Here is a 23099-nt window from a genome sequence, read left to right as displayed (position 1 = left end):
GCCCCATGCAGATCCTCGTCACCGGCGGCGCCGGCTTCATCGGCTCGCACGTCGTCACCGCCCTGCACACCGTCGGGCACCGCGTCCGGGTCCTCGACGCGCTGCTGCCGGCCGCGCACGGCCCCGACCCGGCGCCCCCCGTACTGCCCGACGGCGTCGAATGGCGGCACGCCGACGTCCGCGACCGGGCGGCAGTCGACGCGGCCCTGCTCGGCGTCGACGCCGTCTGCCACCAGGCCGCGATGGTCGGCCTGGGCAAGGACTTCGCCGACGCGCCGGACTACACGAGCTGCAACGTCCACGGCACCGCCGTCCTGCTCGCCGCCATGGCCGCGGCCGGCGTGCCCTCGATGGTGCTCGCCGGGTCCATGGTCATCTACGGCGAAGGCCGGTACGAGTGCCCGCGGCACGGCGTCGTACGCCCCGGGCCCCGGCTCGCCGCCGACCTCGACGCCGGCCGCTTCGAACCGCCCTGCCCCCGCTGCGGCCAGCCCCTCGCCCCCGGCCTCGTCGACGAGGACGCGCCCGCCGACCCGCGCAACGTCTACGCCACCACCAAACTCGCCCAGGAGCACCTCGCCGCCGCCTGGGCCCGTGACACCGGCGGCCGCGCCGTCTCGCTGCGTTACCACAACGTCTACGGCCCGGGCATGCCCCGGGACACCCCTTACGCGGGAGTCGCCGCCCTCTTCCGCTCCGCCCTGGCCCGCGGCGAGGCCCCGGACGTGTACGAGGACGGCGGCCAGCGACGCGACTTCGTCCACGTCACCGATGTGGCCACGGCCAACGCGGCCGCCCTCGACGCCCTCCCCGACGTCCCCCCGGGCACCCTGCGCCCCTACAACGTCGCCACCGGCGCCCCCCACACCGTGGGGGAACTCGCCACCCTCCTCGCCACCACCTGCGGCGGCCCCGCCCCCCGCATCACCGGCGCCTACCGTCTCGGCGACGTCCGCCACATCACCGCCTCCACCGCCCGCATCCACACCGACCTCCCGTGGGCCCCCCAGGTCCCCTTCCACACGGGCATCCCCGCCTTCGCCCACTCCCCCCTCCGCCGCTAGGGAGGCGGAGGCTCAGCGGTCCCGGGCAACCGCGCGCCCGGCCGCGACGAAACCCCCGTGCGGCAAAGGACACCCCAGGGGCACGCGCCGATCCCCCCTCCAGGCGAAGCCCTGGGAGTGGACGGAGCGTCCTCCGACCCGCCCGCACCGCCGGCGGATCCCCGGGCACCCGCCATGCCCGGGTCTGCGGACACGCCCTAAAGCCTCCCCGGCGAGGGAGCGGCCGCGGGCAGCACGACCTCGAAGCGGCATCCGCCCGGCACATTGCGCACCGCTGCCCGCCCGTGGTGCGCCTCCACGATCCCGCGCACGATCGCCAGCCCCAGCCCCGCCCCCGCCGAAGGCGTCATCGTCGGGGTGCGCGCCCCGCTGCCCCGCCACCCCGTGTCGAAGACCCGGGCGAGATCCGCGGCCGGAATCCCCCCGCACCCGTCCGTCACCGACACCACGACCGCCCCGGACGTGGCATCCCGCAGCGCGGACACCGCGACCGTGCCGTCCGCCGGTGTCCGGTGAATGGCGTTGGTCAGCAGATTCGCCAGCACCCGCGTCATCTCCCGGCCGTCGACCTCGATGGGAATCCGCTCGACCCGCTCCCCGACCAACCGCACGCCGTGCTCGGCGGCGAGCGGATCCGCCCCGGCTATCGCGTCGCCGACCAGGTCGTAGACCGACATCCGGGAGGGGCTGAGCGCCAGCACCCCGGCCTGGATGCGGGACAGCTCGAACAGGTCGCCGACCATCCCGCTGAGCCGGTCGACCTCGGTGCGGATCTGCCGGTGGTAGCGGGCGGGGTCCTCCGCTATCCCGTCCTCCAGCGCCTCGGTCATGGCCCGCAGCCCGGCCAGCGGGGTGCGCAGGTCGTGGGAGATCCAGGCGACCAGCTCGCGCCGGGACGCCTCCAACGCGCGCTCCCGCTCCCGGGAGGCCTCCAGCTTGGCACTGGTGGCGGCCAGCTCGCGGCCCAGCTCGGCCAGTTCGGCCGTGGGCGCGCCGGCGGGCGCGGCGAAGGCGTCGCCGTCGCCGAAGGCACGGGCGGCCGCGGTGAGCGCCCGGCTGCCGGCGACCACCGTGCGGCCGAGCAGCAGCGCCACCGCGAGGGAGACGGCCGCGGCTATCGCGCACACGGTGGTGACGACACCGAGGTCGTGCTCCGACAGGAACATCGCCCAGGCCACGGACAGGGTCCCGGCGAGCATCGCGCACACGGCGACCACGACCACCACGGCGAGCGACATCGCGACCGAGCGGTGGCGCAGCAGGCGCAGAGCGGCGGCACCGAGCAGCCCGACGAGCGCCGCGCCCGCCGCGGCGTACGCGGCGATGACCACCACGTCACTCATCGCCGCCACCGCCGCCCGCCGGCTCGCCCACGTGGCCGTCGGCGTCCCCGGACGCCTCCGGGTCGAAGCGGTAACCGACGCCCCACACCGTGCTGATGAGACGCGGCCTGGCCGGATCGTCCTCGATCTTCTCGCGCAGCCGCCGCACGTGCACGGTCACCGTCGACAGGTCGCCGAACTCCCAGCCCCACACCCGCCGCATCAGCTCCTCGCGGCCCAGCACCCGCCCCGGGTGCCGCAGGAAGAAGGCCAGCAGGTCGAACTCGCGGATCGTCAGCGGCAGCTCCTCCCCGTCCCGCAGCGCCCTGCGCGCGGCCGGGTCGAGGGCGAGCGTGCCCGACCGCAACCACGGCCCGGGCGGGGGCGCCGCGCCCGCGCGGCGCAGCACCGACTCGACGCGCAGCACCAGCTCGCGCGGGGAGAACGGCTTGGTCACATAGTCGTCCGCCCCCACCTCCAGACCGAGGATGCGGTCGTCCTCGTCGCCCCGCGCGGTGAGCATGACCACCGGCAGCGGCCCGTCCTCCCGTATGACGCGGCAGACTTCGAGGCCGTCCATGCCCGGCAGCATCAGGTCGAGCACGACCAGGTCAGGCCGTGCGGCGGCGGCGCGGGCGACCGCGGTCGGGCCGTCGGCGGCCCGGTCCACGGCGAAGCCGGCTCGGTCGAGGTAGCCCGCGACAACCTCCGCGACGGTCGGATCGTCGTCCACGACGAGGATCCGCCGGCGCGGCGGCGGTACGGACACGGGTGCGGTGCTCATGGAAAGAGTCTGGCACCCGCCACTGACAGTGACCATCGACCGGTGGTCCGCGGCCGCCGGCGTCCGTGTTTCGTAAGGATCCGCTTCCCCTGTCTGCCACCTCCGGCTTCGTAGGGTGAGCTTCGTGACTCTGACACCGCCGGCTGTCGCCGATGTCGTCCTGCCCTGCCTCGACGAGGCCGCCGCCCTGCCCGGGGTGCTGGCGCGTATCCCGCCCGGCTGGCGGGCCGTCGTGGTCGACAACGGCTCCACCGACGGCTCGGCCCGCATCGCCGCGGACCTCGGGGCCCACGTCGTCCGCGAGCCGCTGCGGGGTTTCGGGGCCGCCTGCCATGCCGGACTGCTGGCCGCGACCGCCGACCTCGTCTGCTTCTGCGACTGCGACGGCTCCCTCGACCCGGCGCTGCTGCCCGCGCTCGCCGCGCCGGTGCTCGCGGGGGAGGCCGACCTCGTGCTCGGCCGCCGCAGGCCCACCGCCCGAGGTGCCTGGCCGCCGCACGCGCGGCTCGCCAACCTCGAACTCGCCCGCCGCGTCCGCCGCCGCACCGGCCTGCCGCTGCGCGACCTCGGCCCGCTGCGGGCCGCCCGGCGCACGGCCCTGCTGTCACTGGGGCTGACCGACCGGCGTTCGGGCTACCCGCTCGAAATGGTGGTGCGCGCCGCCGACGCGGGCTGGCGGGTCAGGGAGACCGACGTGCCGTACGTGCCGCGCGAGGGCCGCTCGAAGGTCACCGGCACCTGGCACGGCACCTGGCAGGCGGTCCACGACATGAGTGCTGTCCTGGCCGTGCGCCCGGCGGCGGGGCACCCGCGGGCGGGGCGGTGAGCGCGGCCACGGGTGGGGCCACCACGTTGCTGGTCATCGCCAAGTCCCCGCTGCCCGGGCGGGTGAAGACCCGGCTGACGCCGTGCTTTTCGCCCCTGCAGGCCGCCGCGCTGGCGGAGGCGGCACTGAGTGACACCCTGGCGGCCGGGCTCGGGGTCGCGGCAGGGCGCCGCGTGCTGGTGCTCGACGGGGCGCCGGGGCCATGGCTTCCCGCAGGCTACGAGGTCGTCCCGCAGGCCGCGGGCGGTCTGGACGGGCGCCTGGCGGCGGCCTTCGAAGGCTGCGCCGGTCCCGCGCTGCTGGTCGGGATGGACACCCCGCAACTTGTCCCCGAGCTGCTGGCCGTGCCGTTCGGCCCCGGCGGGTGGGACGGCTGCCACGCGTGGTTCGGCCCGGCGGCCGACGGCGGCTTCTGGGCGCTGGGCCTGGCCGATCCCGCCCGTGCCGGCCTGCTGCGGGGCGTGCCCATGTCCACGCCCCGCACCGGCGCCGTCCTGCGCGCCCGGCTGACCTCCGCGGGTCTGCGGGTCCGCGACCTGCCCGCGCTGCGGGACGTGGACACGCCCGCCGACGCCGCCGAGGTCGCCGCCCTCGCCCCGCACACCCGTTTCGCCCGGACCTTCCGCACGCTGGGCACGCCCGTGCCCACCCCCGCGGGCCCGGGCCTGACCGCGGAGAGCCGGTGACGGCCCCCGCGGCCGTCGCGGCGGAAACCGGCTGGGCCGCCGACCCGTACGCGTGGGCGATCGCCCGCGGCAGCGGACCGCTGTTCCTGCGCCGGACGGACGGCTGGCTGCTGCCCCTTGAGGTGGAACGCTGGTGCGCCCCGCCGGACGCCGCGGACCGTACGCTGCTGCGCCGCTGCCGCGGGCCGGTCCTCGACATCGGGTGCGGGCCGGGCCGGCTGGTCACGGCGATGGCCGCGGCCGGCACACCGGTGCTCGGCCTCGACGTGAGCCCCGCCGCCGTCGCCCGCACCCAGCGCTCCGGGGGAGCGGTGCTGTGCAGGTCGGTCTTCGACCGGCTGCCGGCCGAGGGCAGATGGGGCACCGCACTGCTGGCCGACGGCAACGTCGGTATCGGCGGCGACCCGTACGCGCTGCTGCGCCGGGTACGCCGCCTGCTCGCCCCCGGCGGCCGGCTCCTGGCCGAGGCGGCACCGCACGAGGTCGACGAGCGGGTGACCGTACGGGTCGAGGACGCGCACGGCCGCCGCGGCGGCGACTTCCCCTGGGCCAGGCTCGGCCCGTCGGCACTGGCGGCCGCGGCCGGCGCGACCGGCTGGGCGGTGGAGGAGGAGTGGACGGCCGACGGGCGCCGATTCCTCGCGCTCGCGGCGGCCGGCCTCAGCGGGTCGCTCCTGCAGCAGCCCGCGGTGTACGCCCGAGGGGGGCGGTGAGCGGGGCCAGCGCGCCGGGCCGCGCCGGCGGCCCGCCACCGCCGTCAGTGCCGCGGTGCGATCAGTGGCGGCTCCCGCACCGCAAGGGCCGGCGGCCGCTCCCACCACCGCGGGCGATGCCCCGTCAGCGGCGGCGCCTGCGGGCCGCCGCCCAACGCCAGGCCTCCCATGCCACGGCCGCAGCCCCCACCACGAGGACGCAGACCGCCCAGTTCCGCGGGTAGTCCAGCGGCCGGACGGAGGGGTTCGCCGCGGGCCCCGGGGCCAGCAGCACCGGCAGTGCCGCCGCGGTCAGCGACCCGGCCACGACGAAGGCCCAGCGCAGGCGGCGCCGCAGCCGGGCGCCGAGCAGCGCGCCCAGGCAGAGCACCAGCGGTACCAGGACGCCGTCGTGCAGCACCACGGCCGCGGCCAGCCACTCCAGCACCCCCGTCCAGCCCGCCACCCCCGGGTCCGTCACCAGTTGCACCGCGCCGAAGCCCATCGCCGACAGCCCGACGGCGCCCACACCGCAGCGCAGGACCATAAATCGATGTGTCGTCATGTCGTCACCTCCAGGCGGGCCACCCATTTGGTCTGGAGCACGCCCGGGCGGTTCGGCGCGATGATCCGGGCAGGGAAGCCGTGGTCGGGCGCCAGGGGCGCGCCGTTCAGGTCGAGCGCCAGCAGCGTCAGTGGATCGCGGGCGTAGCTCGCGCCCAACTCCGTCACCGCGTATGCGCCGTGCTGCTGCAACGACACGACACGCACGGTGGCGGAGTGCGGCGCGCCCGCCGCGTCCAGCAGGTCGCGTATCCGCACACCCGACCAGTGCGCGGTCCTGCTCCAGCCCTCGACGCAGGCGATCGGCAGCACGGCGGAATGCACTGGCAGGGCGCGCAACTGGGCCAGCGTCAGCTCGTACGGCCGCGGGCCGCGCACCGCCAGGCGCCAGCCGGCCAGCCGCTCCGCGGTGATGCCCGCGGCGGCGGCCGTACGGTTCACCGGCAGCTGCTGGGGGCCGTGGTCCGGATGGCGGGGCGCCAGCAGGTCCAGGTCACGCAGCGGGGTGAAGGACTGCCCGACCGTGGTCACCGTCACCGCGCCCACCGCCGCCCCGACGGTAGCCAGGAAAGCCCGCCTGTCCCGGCCGTCCGCCGTGGCCAATTGCCGAGTCGCCGGTGAAGAGCGCCGCCAGTGCGCCGCGATCACCGGGGCCTTGACGGCGACGTGCAGGGCCAGCGCGCCCACCACCACCCACGCGAGCGCCCAGTGCGCGGGCCGGAAATTCCACGGCCACGGATACCACTGCACCGTGTTGAGCAGCCCGGTGGCCAGTTGCAGCAGGGTCGCCGACACCAGCACCGCGATCGACAGCCGCTCCAGCGCGTGCGCGACCGACCGCAGCGGCGGCCATGCGAAGAGCCGCGGGTAGACGGTCCACAACTTGGCCAGCACCAGCGGGATCGCGGCGATACCGCTGGCCACGTGGAGCCCCTGGGTGACGCGGTATCCCCACAGCGGCCGGCTCGGCAGCAGGTCCACCGCCCAGCCGGGCGGCTGCTGGAGGTAGTGGCTGACCAGCCCGGTGGCAAAGCACGTCACCAGTGCCACGCCCAGCACCCGCCCCAGCGACACCGCGGTCCGCGCGTCGTGCAGCCGCCCCCTGAAGCCCCCCTCGCGGAGCGGCCCGACCCGCGCCCGGTCACCGAGCCCCGTGAGGCGCGGGCGCACCACGCGGGCGCTCGGCAGGCGCCGTGCCGTGGCCGGGCGCGGCACGGCAGGGACGTTCGCCCGCGCACGCGCGGCGGGGACGCGGTCGTTCGGAACGGGCGGGCGCGGGCGTCGGGAGTCCGGCCCTTCCGGCGGTCGTGGGGCTGCTGGCATGGAGCCCATCCCACCTCCGCGCGGGCCCGTGCGGGGCCCGTGACTCCTTACGGAACGCGGACGCCCGCCCGCCGCACGGCCCGTGCGGGCGGCGCCGGTGCGAGCGTGTGACCTGTGCCGACCTCCACCACCTCCACCTCGCCCCCCGCCACGAACGCGGGGGAATCGCGCCCGCCCGCCCCATGGCCGACGGCGCTCGCCACCGCCCTGATCTGCCTGCTGGTCGCGGTCGTCGCGGCGACCGTCGCCGTGGGCGGGACGAGCGGCGACCCGGGGCGGCTGCCGTACTGGTACGCCGCCGGCTGGCTGCTCTTCGCCGCGGGTGTCGCCGTCCTGCGCCATGTACCGCGGCGGACCGCCGTACGCCTGGTGGCGGCCGGCAGCCTCGCCCTCGCGCTGTGCGGGCTCGCGGCGGCGCCGAGGACCAGCACCGACATGTACCGCTACGCATGGGACGGCAGCGTCCAGGCCGCGGGAATCTCCCCGTACGCCTATGCGCCCGACGCCCCGCAACTGGCCGCGCACCGCGAGACCTGGCTGTTCAGGCCGGAGCCGCCCGGCGGCTGCGTCCACTGGAAGGAGCGCCTGACCACGGGAGACGCCTGCACGGTCATCAACCGGCCGGCCGTGCACACCATCTACCCGCCCGTCGCCGAAGGCTGGTTCCTGGCCGTGCACGCCCTGTCACCGCCCGGCGCCCGGCACAAGCCGCTCCAGGTGGGCGGCGCGCTGCTGGCGGTGGCGACCACCGGCGCCCTGCTGCTCGCGCTGCGCAGGCGCGGCGCGGAACCATGGCGCGCCGCGCTGTGGGGTTGGTGCCCGGTGGTGCCCGTCGCAGCGGTGAACGACGCCCACGTGGACACCCTGGGCGTGCTGCTGACCGTGCTGGCCTTCGGCGCCGCCGGCGGCCTGCGCGGCCGCGGCGCGCTGCTCGGCGCCGCCATCGCCGTCAAGTTGCTGCCGGGCCTCGCGCTGCCCGGCGCACTGTCCCGGCGCACCCCCCGGGAGGCGGTCCGGATCGTCGGGACCGCCGTCGTGGCGGTCGCCCTCGCCTATCTGCCGTATGTCCTCGCCTCGGGCAGTGGGGTGCTGGGCTACCTGCCGGGCTATCTGCACGAGGAGGGCTACGAGCCGGGCAGCGTACGCCGCTTCGCCCTGTTGCTGCTGGTGCTGCCCGACAAAGCGGCCGGGCCGGTCGCCGCCGCGCTCATCATTGCCACGGCGGCGTACATGGTGCGGCGCGGCGACCCGCGCCGCCCGTGGAGCGGCGCCCTGGTGACGACCGGCACCGCTCTGCTGCTGACCTCGCCGTCGTATTACTGGTACGCGTTGCTGGTGGTCGCCCTGGTCGCACTGGACGGGCGTTGGGAATGGCTCGGGGTGCCGCTGGCCGGTCTCGCCCTCTACACCGGCAACGAGATGGGCGCCCACGGCACCACACTCCAGGCGGCCGCTTACGGTGCGGCCGCGGCGGGTGTGATCTGCGGTGCCTGGCTCCGGCGCCGCGCCCGCTAGGGCCCGCGTAACAGCCGCGGTAGCACCGTTGACACCTCCGCGGCGGCCGTGTCGTACTAACGGGATCGAACTCGATGTCGTAATACGGCCCCGGCCTTCCGCGCCCGGGCACCTGGGGGATTGCGGTGGCGAGGATGGCGGGGATGCTCTATCCGACGACCGACGAAATAACAGCGGACGCCAGGGCTCTGACGCTCTGTTACCCGGGGATCTGCCGGCTGGGGAGAGTCGGCAGATCGCGGGCGGGCCGCCCGCTGCTGATGCTGACGGTGGGCGAAGGCAGCCGCAATGTGCTGGTGGTCGCGGGCCCGCACGCCAACGAGGCAGCCGTGGGCGGCGCGACGGCGCTGCGGCTGGCCCGCACCATCGCCAGGCAGCGCGTCCGCGGTGAGGGCGACGGCAGCAGCTGGCACTTCCTGCTGTGCATCGACCCGGACGGCGCGGCGCTCAACGAGCCGTGGCTGTCGGGTCCGTACACCCTGCGCGACCACTACGAGCATTTCTTCCGGCCCTGCACGGCCGAGCAGCCCGAGTGGCTGCCGCACGACGGCGACGGCCGCTGCCCGGCGCTGCCGGAGACCCGGGCCCTGGTCGGCGTGCTCGACAGGCTGCGGCCCGTGCTCCAGTGCTCGCTGCACGCCATCGACGTCGGCGGCAGCTTCGTCCAGCTCACCAGCGAGGTGCCAGGGGTGCCGGAGCGGATCGGCAAGTCGGCCGCCGAGCTGGACATCCCGCTGGAAAGCGGCTCGTCGGACGCCTTCCAGTGGCCGAGCCCCGGTCCCGGCGTCTACGTCATGCCGCCCCGCGGGGACCCGGCGGCCGGCGACGGTGCCCACTCCACCTGGGTGCACGCCAGGCGCTACGACGGGGTGACGGCGGTCGTGGAGGTCCCCATGTGGGCCTGCGACCGCAGCGCCGACACCACACCGCACCCCGACCCCGACCGCGCCCTGCGCACCGCGGGCGCCGCCCTGCGCCGCGACCTGCCCACCGTGGCGCGGCTACTGGACGCGGTACGCCCGCAGCTCAAGGGCACGGACTGCGCCCTGCTGCGCACCGTGCGCGAACTGGTCGGGCTCGGCCCGGCACTCACCGCTGACTGGGACCCCGCCGTCCGCGTGCCGGGCGCCGCGCCGCTGCCCGACATGACCACCGCCCTGGTGACCAGCATCGAGGTCTACGCCCAGCGCATCCCGCTGCGGGCCGCCGCGATGCTCCGCCAGGTCGCCGACGTCCCCCTGATCGCCCGGCTGGTCGACAGGTGGTGCGAGGCCTACGAGCGCGCCTACCGCCCGCGCTGGGTGCCGGTCACCGACCAGGTCGAGCAGCAGGCCCGCAGCGTGATGGCCGTCTACGAGGAATTGCGCGCCTGACCGCGCCTAACACCCGCCCTCACCCGTACGGAGCAGTATCCGCAGGCACCCGGCGCCCTTCCCGGGGATCATGAGCCGCACGGAGACGGGCAGCCGACAGCAGGAGGGCGTCATGACTTCCGAAAAAGCCACCGGCCGCGGCCTGCGCGACCGGCTGACACCGGGCAGGGTCGTCGTCCTGGTGCTCGGCGCGCTCGCGCTGGTCTTCATCTTCGAGAACACCCAGGACGTCCGCATCCGGCTGCTGGTCCCCGAGGTGACCATGCCGCTGTGGCTCGCCCTGCTCGCCACCTTCGTCGTCGGCTGGCTGTGCGGGCGCTTCCTGCGCGGCTCCCGGCGGCGCTAGCAGGACTCAGTCCTGCGGGTCCACCAGCGACTTGCCCAGGCACACGCTGAGGTCCTGGTCGCGGTAGTAGCCGAACTTCTTCACCGGCCGATAGCCGCACGACTCGTAGAGGGATATCGCCTCGGGCTGCCGCAGCCCGGTCTCCAGCACCATCCTGGTCCGCCCGGCCGCCGCCGCGCTCGCCTCCAGCTCCGCCAGGATCGCCCTGGCCAGCCCCCGCCCGCGGGCCTCACGCACTACGAACATCCGCTTGACCTCCGCGTCGCCGTCGTCGTGCCCCTCCGGCGAGGCGTCCTGGGCGCGCCAGCCGCCGCTGGCGACCGGTTCGCCGTCGGCGTCGTAGGCCACCAGATACAGCCCGTGCGGCGGGTCGAAGTGGTCGGCGGCCATCGGGGTGGCGTCCCCGTCGCCGTACCGCTCGACGTACTCCCGCTGCACCAGGTCGTTCAGCCGCACCGCGGCCGGCTCGTTGTACCGCGTCTTCCTGATCTCCACGCCGTCATTCTACGTGGTCACCACACTTAAACCTCGCACTTGTGTGCGATACGAGTTCCTGCCACGGCGCCACTGCGGGTATCGTCCCTGCGGTGCTGACCGTGACCTCCGTGAACGTGAACGGGCTGCGGGCCGCTGCGAAGAAGGGCTTCCTGCCCTGGCTGGCGGCGACCGCGGCCGACGTCGTATGCCTGCAGGAAGTCCGCGCAGAACCGGACCAGCTCCCCGACGAGCTGCGCGACCCCGACGGCTGGCACGCCTACCACGCCCCGGCCGCCACCAAGGGCCGCGCCGGCGTCTCCATCTACTCCCGGCAAGCGCCCACCGCGGTGCGCGTCGGCTTCGGCTCGACCGAATACGACGCGTCCGGCCGCTACATCGAGGTCGACCTGCCGGGCGACGGCAAGGCCGCCGGGCTCACCGTCGGCAGCCTCTACCTGCCCACCGGCGAGGCGGAAACCGAGCGCCAGACCGCGAAATACCGCTTCATGGCCGAATTCCGCGCCCACCTCGACGCCCTGCGCGAGCGGGTCGAGGGCGGCGCAGGCGGCCACGCGCTTGTGTGCGGCGACTGGAACATCGCCCACCAGGAAGCCGATCTGCGCAACTGGCGCGGCAATCTGAAGTCCTCCGGCTTCCTGCCCGAGGAGCGTGCCTGGCTCACCGACCTCCTCGACTCCGCGACCGGCTGGACCGACGTCGTCCGCCGCCTGCACCCGGGAGTGGACGGTCCCTACTCGTGGTGGTCCTACCGCGGCAAGGCGTTCGACAACGACACGGGCTGGCGCATCGACTACCACATGGCCACGGCGAAGCTCGCCGCCGCGGCCGCCACCGCCGTGGTCGAGCGCGCCCCCACGTACGCCGCCCGCTGGTCCGACCACGCGCCGGTCACGGTGACCTACACCACCTGAGGCCCGCGGCGATCGCGCGGCCGGCCATCAGGACGCGCGGACGAACGAAGAGCGGCAGGTGCCGGGCTGCTGGCATTGTGACGCCGTGACCCGACCAGAAGTGACCGTCAAGATCCCGGCGGAACTGCACTTGTTCGTCCCCGCCGACCGCCGCGCCGCCTCGTCGACGCTGACCACGGACGGCTCCTCCTCCCTCGGCCACGTCGTGGAATCGCTGGGTATCCCGCTGACCGAGGTCGGCGGGCTGGCCGTCGACGGCCGCGACGTGCCGCCGGGGCACGTACCCGCCTCCGGCGAGGTCGTGGAGGTCCGCGCGGTGTCCCGGCCGCAGGCCGTCCCCGGCGCGCCGCTGCGCTTCCTGCTCGACGTTCACCTCGGCACGCTCGCCCGCCGCCTGCGCCTGCTCGGCGTCGACGCCGCGTACGAGAGCGAGGACATCGGCGACGCGGCACTCGCCGCCCGGTCGGCGAAGGAGCGCCGGGTGCTGCTGTCCCGCGACCGCGGCCTGCTGCGCCGCCGCGAGCTGTGGGCGGGCGGCTACGTCTACAGCGACCAGCCGGAGGAGCAGTTGCAGGACGTGCTGAGCCGGTTCGCGCCCGCACTGGCCCCGTGGACCCGCTGCGTCGCCTGCAACGGCCCGCTCGCGGACGCCGACAAGGAATCCGTGAGGGACAGGCTCGCGGACGGCACCAGCAAGACCTACGACGTCTTCGCCGAGTGCGCCGACTGCGGCCGCGTCTACTGGCGGGGCGCCCACCACACCCGTCTCGCCACCATGGTGGACCAGGTCATGCGCGACTACGGGGAGCGCCGCCGGTACATCGCCGACTGACCGGCTCACGGCCCTTCCCGTTCCACCGACTCAGCGACTCGCCGACAAGTTTTGTCCCCTGGACAAGAAAAGTTTTCGGTGGGAGGGTGGGGCCATGTTGGACGTGAGCGTGATCGAGGACGCCGAGGCGGCCGCCGTCTCCCTTGACCCGATACGGGCCCGGCTGCTCGCCGAGCTGGCCGCGGGGCCCGCCTCCGCGGCGATGCTGGCAGGGCGGGTGGGCCTGCCCCGGCAGAAGGTGAACTACCACCTCAAGGCGCTGGAGAAGCACGGCCTGGTCGAGCTGGCCGGCGAGCGCAGGAAGGGCAATGTCACCGAGCGGCTCATGCAGGCCACCGCGGCCTCGTACGTCATCTCGCCGCTGGCGCTGGCCGCCGTGCAACCCGACCCGGCCCGCTTCCGCGACCAGCTGTCCGCGCGCTGGCTGCTGGCGGTCGCCGCCCGGCTGGTCAGGGACACCGGCGCGCTGATCACCGGCGCCGACCGGGCAGGAAAGCGGATCGCCACCTACGCGCTGGACGGCGAGGTCCGCTTCGCCTCCGCCGCGCAACGGGCCGCCTTCGTCGAGGAGCTGACCCGAGGCGTCAGCGGACTCATCGCCAAATACCACGACGAGGACGCGGAGGGCGGACGGCCGCACCGGATCGTCGTCGCGCTGCATCCCACGGTGAAGCGGACGACCGCGGTGGCGGAGGCCCGCCCCGAACTGTCCGACCAGCAGACCGCGCAGACCGCGCAGACCGCGCAGACCGCACAGACCGCACCGGCCGCCAGTGCCGACGAGAACGAGGAGCAGCCGTCATGAGGAAGCTGATCGTCAGTGAGTTCCTGACCGCGGACGGCGTCATGGAGGCGCCCAACGAGTGGCACGGGCCGTACTTCGACGACGACATGGCCCGTACGGTCAGCGCGCAGATGGCGGCCACCGACGCGCTGCTGCTCGGCCGCGTCACCTACGAGGGCTTCGCCGCCGCATGGCCGGAGATGATCGACGAGCCCGGTGGCGCGCACATGAACGGCGTCGCAAAGTACGTCGTCTCCCGCACGCTCGACAAGGCCGAGTGGAACAACTCCACGGTCATCGGCGCCGACCCGGTCGAGGCCATCACCCGGCTCAAGGAGCAGGACGGCGCGGACATCACCGTGGCGGGCAGTGCCACCCTCGTCCAGTGGCTGCTGGGCAAGGGCCTGGTGGACGAGGTCGAGCTGCTGATCGACCCGGTCGTGGTCGGCCGCGGCAAGCGGCTGTTCCAGGACGGCCTGCCCACCACCGCGCTGAAGGTCGTCAGCTCCGAGATGTTCGGCTCCGGTGTCCACCACGTCGTCTACGCCCCCCAGCACGCCTGACCCCGAGGAAGAGTGGTCCGTCATGTCGAAGCCGTTCGAGATCATCCGCGAGTTCGAGGTCGAGTCGGCCCCTGAGGAGGTCTTCGCCGCCCTCACCACCGGCGCCGCCGGCTGGCTGTGGCCTTCGGAGTACGAACCGAAGACGGGTGGCGCCGCGCCCTTCGGCGCCACCATCACCGCGTGGGACCCGCCGACCCGGCTGACCGCGCGCGCCGAGATGCCCGACGGCGTGCACGGGCAGACCCTCAACCAGCTCGACCACCTCATCGAGCCCCGGGACGGCGGCGGTTCATGGGTGCGCTATGTGCACAGCGGAATCTTCGTCGACGACTGGGACAACCAGTACGACGGCGCCAACCGCCACACCGACTTCTACCTGCACACCCTCGGCCAGTACCTGGCGCACTTCAACGGCCGCGCCGCCGCCTACGCCTCGGTGACCGGGCCGGCCGGGTCCGGCACCCCCGATGCCCTCGAGCGGTCCTGGCTGGCGCTCGGCCTGCCGGCCGGCGCGACCCGGGGTGCGGCGGTCGACGTCGACCTGCCCGGCGCCGGCCGTGTTCCGGCCGTGGTCGACTACCGGGACGAGTATTTCTTCGGTCTGCGCACCGGCGACGCGATGTACCGCTTCTTCGGCCGCAACCACTGGGGCGGCACAGTCGGCGTGGCCGTCCACGACTTCGCCGCTGGTGCGGACGGCGACCGCATCGGGGCCGACTGGAGCGGCTGGCTCGGCCGGGTGTACACATGACGGGCCCGGCTCGCGCCCGCCCGCGCGCAAGCGCGCTACGGTCTGGGTCATGGCGACGTACATCCTCGTACCGGGTGCCGACGGCACCGCCTGGTATTGGCATCTGGTAGTACCGGAGCTCCGCGACCGCGGCCACACGGTGGTCACCGTCGACCTGCCGAGCGACGACTCCGCGGGGCTCGACGCGTTCGCGGACGCGATCGTCGACGCCGTGCGCACCACGGCACCCGACCCGCAAGGCCCCGTCGTCCTGGTCGCCCAGTCGCTCGGCGGCTTCTCCGCGCCCCTGATCTGCGACCGCGTCCCCGTCGACCGGATCGTGCTCGTCAACGCGATGGTGCCGCGTCCCGGTGAGACCGCGGGGGACTGGTGGGGCGTCACCGGGCAGGCAGCGGCCAGATCCGCGTACGCGGAGGCGATCGGCCGCGGCGCGGACGCCGAGTTCGACCCGCGCACGGACTTCTTCCACGACGTGCCGGCCGATGTCACCGACGAGGCACTGGCGGCCCCCCAGGCCGGGCCGCCCGCTGCCCTCTTCGCCCAGCCTTGGCCCCTGAAGGCCTGGCCGGACCTGCCCACCCGCTTCCTCCAGGGCCGCGACGACCGCTTCTTCCCGCTGGAATTCCAGCGGGAAGTCGTGCGCGAAAGGCTCGGCATCGACGTCGAGGTGCTGCCCGGCGGCCACCTGCTGGCGCTCAGCCGTCCGCGCGAAGTCGCCGCGGAACTGCTCAAGGAGGCGTGAATCCGACGCGGTGGGCGTCGCCCGCCGCTCTTACGAGGCATACGAAATGCGGATGTGCGGGATGAATCGGGCGTCTGTGGGGGCTGGGTGACGGATGAGAACCGGGTGTTTGCGAGGATCATGCCGATGAGTGCCACACCCTCCGACGCATATGCCGACCGCAGGCCGACACCGGCGAACGGTCCCGACGCCGACGGCGGCCGCGACCGCGACGCCGAAGGGCGCGACCGCAACCGGCACCGCCGGCCCCGCCGCAGGCGGCGCACGATGGCCCTGGTGGCGGTCGGCGTGGCCGGGCTCGCGATGGTGGGCGCCGGCTACGCGGTCGTGGCCCGGCACAGCGGCACCGCTGCCGCGGACACCGCGGGCCGTGCGAACGCCGGTGCGCCGGGCGCTTCCGCACCGCCCGGCGCTGCCGCGGCGCACGCGAACCAGGCCGCCCCCGACGGCTCGTCGGCGACGATCGCCGGTCTCGGCCCCAGGACCCGCGCGGCGATCCCCGCCACCACCCGCCAGGTGCTCGTCGCCTCTGGCAAGGCGAAGAATTCCTCCGACACCGTGGTGACCCTGTGGACCAGGACCGGTACCGGCCGCTGGCGTCCGGGCACGGCCTGGGCCGCGCACAACGCGCTGCGCGGCTGGACGGCCGGGCACCACGTGGGCGACCTGCACAGCCCCATCGGGGTGTACACGCTCAGCGACGCGGGCGGTTTCGACCCCGACCCCGGCGCGAAGCTGCCGTACCATCAATCCGCCGACTTCCGGGCGGGCGGCGTCGGCTTCGACGGCGAACCCCTCGACGAAGCCTTCGACTACGTCATCGCGATCGACTACAACCGCGTCCCCGGCAGGTCGCCGCTCGACAGTACGCAGCCGCTGGGCGCGGGCCGCGGCGGAGGCATCTGGGTGCACGTGGACCACGGCGGCCCGACCCACGGCTGCGTCAGCATCTCGGCCGCCCACATGGTCGACCTGCTGCACACCCTTCTGCCCGCCGACCACCCGGTGATCGTCATGGGCGACCGCGGCTCGCTGGCGACCTGAGCCCGCCGTCGCGGGGCGCGCACCGGCCGTTACTCCCGGGGGAGTACGCCATCAGGGTGCCGGCGCTGACCGCGGGAGTAGGCGGAAGACCTACCGCAGGTCGATGTCACATCCGTGCCGTTGCGGGAGTCTAGAGGGCAAGAGGGATCGTCCGACTCTCCCCGCGTGCAATGGAGGCAACGGCATGGACGACGACCGGGGGCTGGCCGACTTCGCGCGGCGGTGGACCGAAGCCGAGCGGCTGGGCGACGTCGCCGCACTGGACGCGCTGCTCACCGACGACTTCACCGCGGTGGGTCCGCACGGCTTCGTCCTGGACAAGAAGCAGTGGATCGACCGCTATGCCTCCGGCGCGCTCATACACGACGACTTCACCTGGGAAGAGGTCACGGTCCGCAGGCACGGGCGGGCGGCGATCGCGGTGGGTGTGCAGGGCCAGCAGAGCATCTACGACGGGCGGGACGCGGACGGCCACTTCCGCGTCACCCAGATGATCGTCGCGGACGGCGCCGACTGGAAGCTCGCGGCGGTGCACCTCAGCCCGACCGCCTGCCGGCCGGGCCCCGAGGCGTAGCCCCGGCGGAGCCGGCCGGGCCCGCGGTCCCGCCGCCCGCGTGCGGATCGGCCCGTGCGCCCCGCGGCGGACCGACCACCGCGGGGCGCTGTCAGGGGCGGCGAATCGCCGGATGGCCGGCTCAGCCGCGCGGCAGCACCAGCGACTGGACCTGGGGCAGGCCCTTCCAGTCGTTGGAGGCCACGGTGGCGTGTGCCTTGGCGAGTTGCGCGACCCTGGCCTGGGCGTCGGCCGGCGCGGGGTTCACGTCGTCCAGGGCGGGCGCCACGTTCTGCGAGTCCGTCATGAAGAGCAGGTAGTGGTGGGTGTCGTACCAGCCCGTGTCGATACTGCCGTTCAGATACGTGGCGGCGTCGCCGTCGAAGGCCACGAACCACGGCCGCAGGGAGGTGTCCGAGTAGCGCGTCCTGGGGTCACCCGCCTGGGCGTTGTGCACCGACGGGAAGACGTTCGCCTGCGCGGTCTTCCCCTGGTTGTGCAGGTCCCGCAAGTAGCCCGCGTATTCGCTGTCGGTCCACAGCGAGTCGGTGGGGTTGGCCTCCTCGACCGTGCCGGGGATGACCTCGAGTAGCACCTTGCCCGCGAGCTGGGCGCGGGTGGGCCAGTTGCCGGCGCTCGCGGCCGCGTCGAGGGTGGCGTACTGCCCGCCGCCCGGCTTGTTGAGCAGGTCGTTCGGCTTGAACACCAGGGTGCCCAGATGGGCGCTGATGGACTGGTCGAGCTTGGCCGGGCTCATCCCGAAGGTGGCCTGGAAGCCCGCCTTCATCTCCAGCTTGATGATCAGCGGGCCGTGCCCGGGATGCGCGCCGAGCCACACCCGCACGTCGTCGAGGCAGCTCTCGAGGTTCTTGTTCGCCCCGCCGGTGTAGAGCTGGGCCGCGGAGGAGGCGTTGACGCAGTTGTTGCTGTTCCCGGTCGGGTTGGAGTGGCTGACCTTCCATTCCTGGGTCAGGAAGTCGTCCCACACGTCCAGTTCGATCATGGATGTGCCCGAGTCCAGGGCCTGCGCCAGGTAGCTGAACGCGGCGGGGTCGTAGGTGTTGTGCAGCCCGGACGTGGTGGTGCCGGAAAACGGCAGCGCGCCGGTGTCGGCAGCCGACGCGCTGCCGGGGCCGGCCACGGTGAAGGCGAGGCATGCGGCGAGCGCGCCGAGCGCGGCGGTGCGCGCGATGGCGCGCGGGCGGAACGTCGAACGGCGGGTCAGCGGACCGGTCACGGGTGTCCTCCTGTGGGGGTGGCTCTCCGTCAGGACGGTGACGTCCGCGTATGAAGCGACGGAGACATGACACGTAACACGGCCTGCATTCCTGCTGTCACCTCTGAGTTCGGCCACCTTGCCGCCGATCCCGCGGCCCGCGGGTTCAGGGCATGCCGAGCAGCCGCAGAGCGGCCGTGGTCGCCGCCGCGGCGAGGACCACCACGAGGAAGGGGGCCTTGCGCCAGGCGCACAGCGCACCGACCGCCACTCCGGCGGGCCGGGCGGGTCCTGCGAAGCTGTGCGCGTCGGTCAGTGCCGAGGTGGCGACCAGGGCGGCGAGCAGCACCACCACCGCGACCGTGAGCAACCGCTCCGCGCGGGCGGGCAGCGCCACCCGCGAGCGCAGCACGGGACCCGCGAAGCGGAAGGCGAAGGTGCCCGCGCCCAGGACCGCGGTGGCGACGACCAGGTCGGTTCCGCTGCTCATTGCGGGCTCCCGGCGGCGACCGACTGCCCGTCGCGCTCCGCCCCGGCCACCGCGACGCCGGCCAACGCGAGCAGTACGGGCAGGCCGGCGGGCAGGAAGGGGGTCACGGCCAGCGCGATCAGTGCCCCCGCGAGTGCCGCCCGCCGGGTCCGCGGCGTCCCCAGCGACGGCAGCAGCAACGCGAGCAGCACCGCGGGGAAGGCCGCGTCGAGACCGAGGGCGTCGGTGTCGCCCACCGCCTGCCCGCCATAGGTGCCCAGCACCACGCCGGCATTCCAGCTGAGGAACAGCCCGGTCCCGCAGAGCCAGTACGCCGTACGCCGGCGCGCCGGCTCGTGCTGCGCCAGCGTGAAGGCCACTGTCTCGTCGACCATCAGGTGGCTGCCGACGATCCGCCGCAGCCATCCCGTGCCGAACACGTCGCCCACTGCGAAGCCGAACGGCACATGACGGGCGTTGACCAGCAAGCCGGCGGCGACAGCGGCGATCGGACTGCCGCCCGCGGCCACCAGGCCGACGAAGAGGAACTGCGCGGCCCCGGCGAAGACAACCACCGACATCAGCATCGGCAGCCAGGGGGGCAGGCCGAGCCCGACTGCGATGGCGCCGAAGGAGGCGCCGACCACCGCGTCGGCGGCGCACACCAGGGCAACATCCGGCGTCAGTCCGTACATTGACGCTCTTTTTGTTCGCCATATCGAACGCATCGCCGCCTATACTGAACACCGAGGAAGTCGTTCGTCAAGACGAACACATCGACTTCTGTGGCGAACGAAGGAGCGGGTGTGGCACACGACGAGAACTCTCCCGGCGGACCCCCGCGTGCCGTCATAGCCGCCTCGCTCCAACGCGAACGGCGGCGCGCGGGCCTGTCGCTCGCCGAGGTCGCCCGCCGCGCAGGCATCGCCAAGTCGACACTTTCGCAACTCGAATCCGGCACCGGCAATCCGAGCGTGGAGACGCTGTGGGCGCTCAGCGTCACCCTCGACGTCCCGTTCGCCCAGCTCGTGGAACCACCGCGGCCCCGGGTGCAGATCATCAGGGCCGGCGAAGGCCCCGCCTTCAGGGCGGAACGCGCCGATTACGTCGCCACCCTCCTCGCCTCGTCCCCGCCCCACACCCGGCGCGACATCTACCTGGTGTCCGCCGAGCCCGGCACCGCCCGCGAGTCGGACCCGCACATGCCCGGAGTCGTCGAGCACGTGGTGCTCAGCACCGGCCGCGCGCTGGTCGGCATCGCGGAGGACCCGGTCGAACTCGCCCCCGGCGACTACGTCGCCTATCCGGGCGACCTCGCCCACGTCTTCCGGGCGCTGGAGCCGGACACCCTCGCGGTGCTCGTCTCGGAGCACCGCTGATCCGCAGGCCGGACGGAGCCGCCACCATGCCGCAACCATCCCAGCCGCGGGACGGCCGTGGGCCGACCGTGCGGACCGTGCGCAAGGGCGCGGTGACCACCGTCGTGCTGTCCCGGCCCGCGGCCCGCAACGCCGTGGACGGCCCCACCGCACGGGCGCTCGCCGACGCCTTCCGCGCCTTCGACGCCGACGACGAAGCGGCCGTCGCGGTGCTCTGGGGCGAGGGCGGCACCTTCTGTGCGGGCGCGGACCTCAAGGCCATCGGCACCGACCGCGGCAACCGCGTCACCGACATCGCTGCCGCGGACACCCTGGGCTCGGTACATAGCGGAGCCTCAGCGTATGGCGAAGGCTCGGTCCATAGCGAAGACTTGGCACATGGTCACGCGGCGGCACACGGGGGTAACGTGGCGGATGGCGACGGTCCGATGGGGCCGACCAGGATGCGCCTCGGGAAGCCGGTCATCGCCGCCGTGTCGGGCCACGCCGTGGCGGGCGGCCTCGAACTGGCCCTGTGGTGCGACCTGCGGGTCGCGGAGGAGTCCGCGATCTTCGGCGTCTTCTGCCGCCGCTGGGGCGTCCCGCTGATCGACGGCGGCACCGTACGGCTGCCGCGGCTGATCGGGGCGGGCCGCGCCATGGACCTGGTCCTCACCGGCCGCCCGGTCGACGCGGCTGAGGCACTGGCCATCGGTCTCGCCGACCGCGTCGTCCCCACGGGCACCGCCCGTGCCGCCGCCGAGCAGCTCGCCGCGCAGATCGCCGCCTTCCCGCAGACCTGTCTGCGGCACGACCGCCTGGCCCTGCTCGAAGGGCAGGGCCTGCCCGAGGACGCCGCCCTGGCCGTGGAATTGGCCCACGGCCGTATCTCGCTGGCCGAGGCGGCCAGGGGTGCGGCCCGTTTCGCCGCCGGCGAGGGACGGCACGGCGCCTACGGCGGCTGACGGGGCCGGGCCGCGGCCTGGTCAGTGCCGGAAGAGCCGCAGCCTGGTGTGCGCCAGGGCGATGCCGTGCTCGCGGCAGGCCTCCGCCACGTCACCCGAACGGATGGATCCGCCGGGCTCGGCGATCCAGCGCACCCCGTGGCGGGCCGCGTGGTCGACGTTGTCGCGGAAGGGCAGGGCCCCGTCGGACGCGAAGGCCACACCGGTCAGCCGGGCGCCCCATTCCCGGCGCTGCGCGTCGGTGAGGGGGTCGGCGGGGGCCACCAGCGCCCGGTCGAAACGGATGCGCTCGTCGTCGGTCATGTCCCCCTCGATGAAGCGCACGTGCCAGTTGACGCGGTCCTGGCGGCGTATACCGGGCGCGAAGTCCAGGGCCGAAACCGCCGGATGCCGTCGCAGCCACCAGCTGTCGGCCTTCAGCCCCGCCAGCCGTGTGCAGTCCACCCGCGCCTGCTGCCCGGCTCCTATGCCCAGCGTGACGCCGTCACGGACGTAGCACACCGAGTTGGACTGGGTGTAGCGCACCACGGCGAGCCCCAGCAGCAGGTCCTCCACGGCGGCCTCGGGCAGCGGTCCGCCGCACACCACGTCATCGAGCAGCGACGCGTGCAGCGGTACGTCGTCGCGCTGCTGGGTCAGCCGCAGCCCGTGCACCTCGCGGTCCTCCTGCGTCGGCGCCACGAACTGCGGGTCCGCCTCCAGCACCAGGAAGCGGCCCTTCTTCTTCCGGCTGAGGGCGGCCACCGTGCCCGGCGCATAGCCCGGCGCGACGACGCCGTCGCAGACCACATGGGCCAGCAGCGCGGCCAGTTCCTCGTCCACCGGGTGCGACACGGCGGCGAAGTCACCGTAGGACGACTTCGGGTCGGCGTCCCTGGCGCGTACGTAGGCGCTGGTCAGCGGGCCGGCATCGGGATCGGCGCGGTAGAGGGCGGCGGTGGCGGGGTCGAGCGGGCCGGCGAGCGCGGCTCCCGCCGGCGAGACGTGCTTGAACGACGCCGCCGCGGGCCGCCCCAGCGCCCCGGCCGCCTCCCTGACCAGCTGCCAGCCGCTCAGCGCGTCCAGCAGGTTGATGTACGACGGCTCGCCGTTGAGCACCCGGACCGGCCATGCGCCCGCGCTCACCGGCGCGGCGCTCGCCGTGTGCTGCTGAGGGTTGGTTCCGTACCGCAGTTCCACGTCCCGGCCTCCTCGGTCCGAGCCCGCGGCCCCGCAAGGACGGGGCGGACGGGCTGCGCTGACGGGAGGCGCCCAGGCGGTCGACGCTCACGGATGCGGACGGCCGCTCCCCGGTGGTGGTCCACCCTCGCCAGTCGCGACCGCCACCGACTCTAGCGGAGCCGGCGCGCGACGGCGTGTCACGCGCGACCACTGGCGCCCGCCGCCCGCAGTGCCCACGCCAGGCAGCCGAGCGCGCCGGTGGTGACGAGCGTCCGCGCGATGTTCCAGTGCACCCAGGCGGACTCGAACTGCGCGCGTACAGCCGCTGGATCGTGGATGCGCTCCAGTGCTCCCGCGTCCGCCAGGCGGTTGTTGAGCGGCACGCTGAAGCCCATCGTGATCACCAGCGAGGCGGTGTAGAGCACCACGCCGGCGATGATCCACGGCAGGGCGGGCCGCCCCTCCCCGCCGCGGTGCAGCACCGCCGCGAGCACACCCAGCACCAGGGCGCCGCCGAAGGCGAGGGTGAACCAGCCGTTCAGGATCGCCACGTTGACCCGCTGCATCGTCTCGATGAAGGCGCGGTCGCCGGCCCGCGCGAGACCGGGCATCACGGCCACGGAGAAGGCGAAGTACAGCCCGGCCATCAGGCCGGTCGTGAGCGTGGCGGCAAGCAGCACCAGGCTGCGGAGATCGCCGTTCATGGCACTTCCTCGGATCGGGCGGTGTGCGGGATGCGGTGCCGGGACGTAGGGGC

At 74.2% G+C, this 23099-nt stretch carries 27 protein-coding genes and 1 riboswitch; of the genes, 17 read left to right on the top strand and 10 right to left on the bottom strand.

Going from position 1 to position 23099, the window contains the following annotated elements; genetic code table 11:
* Positions 1-5: 5 nt before the first annotated feature.
* Positions 6-1064 carry an NAD-dependent epimerase/dehydratase family protein gene (locus BUE44_RS19120; RefSeq protein ID WP_073500052.1) on the top strand — a complete coding sequence of 353 codons (1059 nt, stop codon included), beginning with the start codon at positions 6-8 and terminating at the stop codon, positions 1062-1064.
* A 197-nt stretch (positions 1065-1261) separates the two neighbouring features.
* On the opposite strand, the gene BUE44_RS19115 is transcribed toward BUE44_RS19120, so the two are convergent.
* Positions 1262-2407, bottom strand: a complete 1146-nt coding sequence (locus BUE44_RS19115) for a sensor histidine kinase (protein ID WP_073500050.1) — start codon at positions 2405-2407, stop codon at positions 1262-1264.
* Positions 2400-3170 (bottom strand): response regulator transcription factor, encoded by a 771-nt coding sequence (locus BUE44_RS19110; protein WP_073500048.1) that lies wholly within the window; start codon positions 3168-3170, stop codon positions 2400-2402. The genes BUE44_RS19115 and BUE44_RS19110 overlap by 8 nt, the downstream gene beginning before the upstream one ends.
* A gap of 124 nt (positions 3171-3294) precedes the next feature.
* On the opposite strand from BUE44_RS19110, the gene BUE44_RS19105 reads away from it, so the two are divergent.
* Genes BUE44_RS19105 through BUE44_RS38580 form a run of 3 tightly spaced genes read left to right on the top strand, consistent with a single transcriptional unit; the run spans position 3295 to position 5395 of the window.
* On the top strand, positions 3295-3996 hold the full coding sequence (locus BUE44_RS19105) for a glycosyltransferase family 2 protein (protein WP_200804459.1): 702 nt from the start codon (positions 3295-3297) through the stop codon (positions 3994-3996).
* Positions 3993-4682: a TIGR04282 family arsenosugar biosynthesis glycosyltransferase gene (locus tag BUE44_RS38585; protein ID WP_235002260.1), complete on the top strand. Its 690-nt coding sequence runs from the start codon at positions 3993-3995 to the stop codon at positions 4680-4682. Before BUE44_RS19105 ends, BUE44_RS38585 begins: the two co-directional genes overlap by 4 nt.
* Positions 4679-5395, top strand: coding sequence for a methyltransferase domain-containing protein (locus BUE44_RS38580; RefSeq protein ID WP_073500043.1), 717 nt, complete (start codon positions 4679-4681; stop codon positions 5393-5395). Before BUE44_RS38585 ends, BUE44_RS38580 begins: the two co-directional genes overlap by 4 nt.
* A 124-nt stretch (positions 5396-5519) precedes the next feature.
* Here BUE44_RS38580 and BUE44_RS19090 read toward each other — a convergent pair whose 3' ends face one another.
* Positions 5520-5939: a hypothetical protein gene (locus BUE44_RS19090; RefSeq protein WP_235002258.1), complete on the bottom strand. Its 420-nt coding sequence runs from the start codon at positions 5937-5939 to the stop codon at positions 5520-5522.
* Positions 5936-7033, bottom strand: coding sequence for a molybdopterin-dependent oxidoreductase (locus BUE44_RS19085; protein WP_073500296.1), 1098 nt, complete (start codon positions 7031-7033; stop codon positions 5936-5938). The genes BUE44_RS19090 and BUE44_RS19085 overlap by 4 nt, the downstream gene beginning before the upstream one ends.
* A gap of 342 nt (positions 7034-7375) precedes the next feature.
* On the opposite strand from BUE44_RS19085, the gene BUE44_RS19080 reads away from it, so the two are divergent.
* From BUE44_RS19080 to BUE44_RS19070, 3 genes are all read left to right on the top strand, one after another.
* Complete coding sequence (locus BUE44_RS19080; protein WP_079189871.1) at positions 7376-8776, top strand: glycosyltransferase 87 family protein; 1401 nt, start codon at positions 7376-7378, stop codon at positions 8774-8776.
* A gap of 143 nt (positions 8777-8919) precedes the next feature.
* Positions 8920-10149: a M14 family zinc carboxypeptidase gene (locus BUE44_RS19075; protein WP_235002256.1), complete on the top strand. Its 1230-nt coding sequence runs from the start codon at positions 8920-8922 to the stop codon at positions 10147-10149.
* Positions 10150-10261: 112 nt separating this feature from the next.
* Positions 10262-10495, top strand: coding sequence for a lipopolysaccharide assembly protein LapA domain-containing protein (locus BUE44_RS19070; protein ID WP_073500037.1), 234 nt, complete (start codon positions 10262-10264; stop codon positions 10493-10495).
* 6 nt (positions 10496-10501) lie between these two features.
* Here BUE44_RS19070 and BUE44_RS19065 read toward each other — a convergent pair whose 3' ends face one another.
* Positions 10502-10990 (bottom strand): GNAT family N-acetyltransferase, encoded by a 489-nt coding sequence (locus BUE44_RS19065; RefSeq protein WP_073500034.1) that lies wholly within the window; start codon positions 10988-10990, stop codon positions 10502-10504.
* A 92-nt stretch (positions 10991-11082) separates the two neighbouring features.
* Here BUE44_RS19065 and BUE44_RS19060 point away from each other — a divergent pair, with 92 nt between their 5' ends.
* From BUE44_RS19060 to BUE44_RS19025, 8 genes are all read left to right on the top strand, one after another.
* The gene (locus BUE44_RS19060; protein WP_073500032.1) at positions 11083-11904 is read left to right on the top strand and encodes an exodeoxyribonuclease III; all 822 of its coding nucleotides are present in this window, start codon (positions 11083-11085) and stop codon (positions 11902-11904) included.
* Positions 11905-11989: 85 nt separating this feature from the next.
* Positions 11990-12736 carry a Mut7-C RNAse domain-containing protein gene (locus BUE44_RS19055; RefSeq protein WP_073500029.1) on the top strand — a complete coding sequence of 249 codons (747 nt, stop codon included), beginning with the start codon at positions 11990-11992 and terminating at the stop codon, positions 12734-12736.
* Between the two features lie 94 nt (positions 12737-12830).
* Positions 12831-13541 carry an ArsR/SmtB family transcription factor gene (locus BUE44_RS19050; RefSeq protein ID WP_079189869.1) on the top strand — a complete coding sequence of 237 codons (711 nt, stop codon included), beginning with the start codon at positions 12831-12833 and terminating at the stop codon, positions 13539-13541.
* Positions 13538-14083 carry a dihydrofolate reductase family protein gene (locus BUE44_RS19045; RefSeq protein WP_073500027.1) on the top strand — a complete coding sequence of 182 codons (546 nt, stop codon included), beginning with the start codon at positions 13538-13540 and terminating at the stop codon, positions 14081-14083. The genes BUE44_RS19050 and BUE44_RS19045 overlap by 4 nt, the downstream gene beginning before the upstream one ends.
* 22 nt (positions 14084-14105) lie before the next feature.
* Entirely contained in the window at positions 14106-14834 is a 729-nt protein-coding gene (locus BUE44_RS19040; RefSeq protein ID WP_073500025.1) for an SRPBCC family protein, read from the top strand.
* A 49-nt stretch (positions 14835-14883) separates the two neighbouring features.
* The gene (locus BUE44_RS19035; protein WP_073500023.1) at positions 14884-15576 is read left to right on the top strand and encodes an alpha/beta fold hydrolase; all 693 of its coding nucleotides are present in this window, start codon (positions 14884-14886) and stop codon (positions 15574-15576) included.
* Between the two features lie 126 nt (positions 15577-15702).
* On the top strand, positions 15703-16620 hold the full coding sequence (locus BUE44_RS19030; RefSeq protein ID WP_235002254.1) for a L,D-transpeptidase family protein: 918 nt from the start codon (positions 15703-15705) through the stop codon (positions 16618-16620).
* A gap of 184 nt (positions 16621-16804) precedes the next feature.
* Positions 16805-17194 (top strand): nuclear transport factor 2 family protein, encoded by a 390-nt coding sequence (locus BUE44_RS19025; RefSeq protein ID WP_073500021.1) that lies wholly within the window; start codon positions 16805-16807, stop codon positions 17192-17194.
* 121 nt (positions 17195-17315) lie between these two features.
* Here BUE44_RS19025 and BUE44_RS19020 read toward each other — a convergent pair whose 3' ends face one another.
* The 3 genes from BUE44_RS19020 to BUE44_RS19010 all read right to left on the bottom strand — a co-directional run bounded on the left by BUE44_RS19020 (position 17316) and on the right by BUE44_RS19010 (position 19553).
* A complete protein-coding gene (locus BUE44_RS19020; RefSeq protein ID WP_235002253.1) occupies positions 17316-18410 on the bottom strand; it encodes a phosphatidylinositol-specific phospholipase C domain-containing protein in 1095 nt (364 codons plus the stop codon).
* 145 nt (positions 18411-18555) lie between these two features.
* Positions 18556-18879: an AzlD domain-containing protein gene (locus tag BUE44_RS19015; protein ID WP_073500019.1), complete on the bottom strand. Its 324-nt coding sequence runs from the start codon at positions 18877-18879 to the stop codon at positions 18556-18558.
* Complete coding sequence (locus BUE44_RS19010; protein WP_235002250.1) at positions 18876-19553, bottom strand: AzlC family ABC transporter permease; 678 nt, start codon at positions 19551-19553, stop codon at positions 18876-18878. The genes BUE44_RS19015 and BUE44_RS19010 overlap by 4 nt, the downstream gene beginning before the upstream one ends.
* A gap of 111 nt (positions 19554-19664) precedes the next feature.
* Between BUE44_RS19010 and BUE44_RS19005 the strand changes: the two genes are divergently transcribed.
* Positions 19665-20237 carry a helix-turn-helix domain-containing protein gene (locus BUE44_RS19005; protein WP_073500016.1) on the top strand — a complete coding sequence of 191 codons (573 nt, stop codon included), beginning with the start codon at positions 19665-19667 and terminating at the stop codon, positions 20235-20237.
* Between the two features lie 26 nt (positions 20238-20263).
* Positions 20264-21181 carry a crotonase/enoyl-CoA hydratase family protein gene (locus tag BUE44_RS19000; protein ID WP_073500014.1) on the top strand — a complete coding sequence of 306 codons (918 nt, stop codon included), beginning with the start codon at positions 20264-20266 and terminating at the stop codon, positions 21179-21181.
* 21 nt (positions 21182-21202) lie between these two features.
* On the opposite strand, the gene BUE44_RS18995 is transcribed toward BUE44_RS19000, so the two are convergent.
* Together BUE44_RS18995 and BUE44_RS18990 are read right to left on the bottom strand one after the other, a co-directional pair.
* On the bottom strand, positions 21203-22360 hold the full coding sequence (locus tag BUE44_RS18995) for a phosphoribosylaminoimidazolecarboxamide formyltransferase (RefSeq protein WP_073500012.1): 1158 nt from the start codon (positions 22358-22360) through the stop codon (positions 21203-21205).
* Between the two features lie 63 nt (positions 22361-22423).
* Positions 22424-22508: riboswitch (ZMP/ZTP riboswitch) on the bottom strand.
* Positions 22509-22539: 31 nt separating this feature from the next.
* Complete coding sequence (locus BUE44_RS18990; protein WP_073500010.1) at positions 22540-23046, bottom strand: anthrone oxygenase family protein; 507 nt, start codon at positions 23044-23046, stop codon at positions 22540-22542.
* Between the last annotated feature and the right edge of the window lie 53 nt (positions 23047-23099).

This window comes from Actinacidiphila paucisporea (assembly GCF_900142575.1).
GTDB lineage: Bacteria > Actinomycetota > Actinomycetes > Streptomycetales > Streptomycetaceae > Actinacidiphila > Actinacidiphila paucisporea.
This window is presented reverse-complemented; position numbering and strand designations above follow the sequence as displayed.

Bases quoted from the DNA above. Each gene is read 5' to 3' on its own strand.
- BUE44_RS19070 (WP_073500037.1), top strand. From the start codon at position 10,262: ATGACTTCCGAAAAAGCCACCGGCCGCGGCCTGCGCGACCGGCTGACA.
- BUE44_RS19015 (WP_073500019.1), bottom strand. From the start codon at position 18,879: ATGAGCAGCGGAACCGACCTGGTCGTCGCCACCGCGGTCCTGGGCGCG.
- BUE44_RS18990 (WP_073500010.1), bottom strand. From the start codon at position 23,046: ATGAACGGCGATCTCCGCAGCCTGGTGCTGCTTGCCGCCACGCTCACG.
- BUE44_RS19045 (WP_073500027.1), top strand. From the start codon at position 13,538: ATGAGGAAGCTGATCGTCAGTGAGTTCCTGACCGCGGACGGCGTCATG.
- BUE44_RS19040 (WP_073500025.1), top strand. From the start codon at position 14,106: ATGTCGAAGCCGTTCGAGATCATCCGCGAGTTCGAGGTCGAGTCGGCC.
- BUE44_RS19110 (WP_073500048.1), bottom strand. From the start codon at position 3,170: ATGAGCACCGCACCCGTGTCCGTACCGCCGCCGCGCCGGCGGATCCTC.
- BUE44_RS19035 (WP_073500023.1), top strand. From the start codon at position 14,884: ATGGCGACGTACATCCTCGTACCGGGTGCCGACGGCACCGCCTGGTAT.
- BUE44_RS19115 (WP_073500050.1), bottom strand. From the start codon at position 2,407: ATGAGTGACGTGGTGGTCATCGCCGCGTACGCCGCGGCGGGCGCGGCG.
- BUE44_RS19050 (WP_079189869.1), top strand. From the start codon at position 12,831: ATGTTGGACGTGAGCGTGATCGAGGACGCCGAGGCGGCCGCCGTCTCC.
- BUE44_RS19120 (WP_073500052.1), top strand. From the start codon at position 6: ATGCAGATCCTCGTCACCGGCGGCGCCGGCTTCATCGGCTCGCACGTC.
- BUE44_RS19010 (WP_235002250.1), bottom strand. From the start codon at position 19,553: ATGTACGGACTGACGCCGGATGTTGCCCTGGTGTGCGCCGCCGACGCG.
- BUE44_RS19025 (WP_073500021.1), top strand. From the start codon at position 16,805: ATGGACGACGACCGGGGGCTGGCCGACTTCGCGCGGCGGTGGACCGAA.
- BUE44_RS19000 (WP_073500014.1), top strand. From the start codon at position 20,264: ATGCCGCAACCATCCCAGCCGCGGGACGGCCGTGGGCCGACCGTGCGG.
- BUE44_RS19075 (WP_235002256.1), top strand. From the start codon at position 8,920: ATGCTCTATCCGACGACCGACGAAATAACAGCGGACGCCAGGGCTCTG.
- BUE44_RS19090 (WP_235002258.1), bottom strand. From the start codon at position 5,939: ATGACGACACATCGATTTATGGTCCTGCGCTGCGGTGTGGGCGCCGTC.
- BUE44_RS19030 (WP_235002254.1), top strand. From the start codon at position 15,703: ATGAGTGCCACACCCTCCGACGCATATGCCGACCGCAGGCCGACACCG.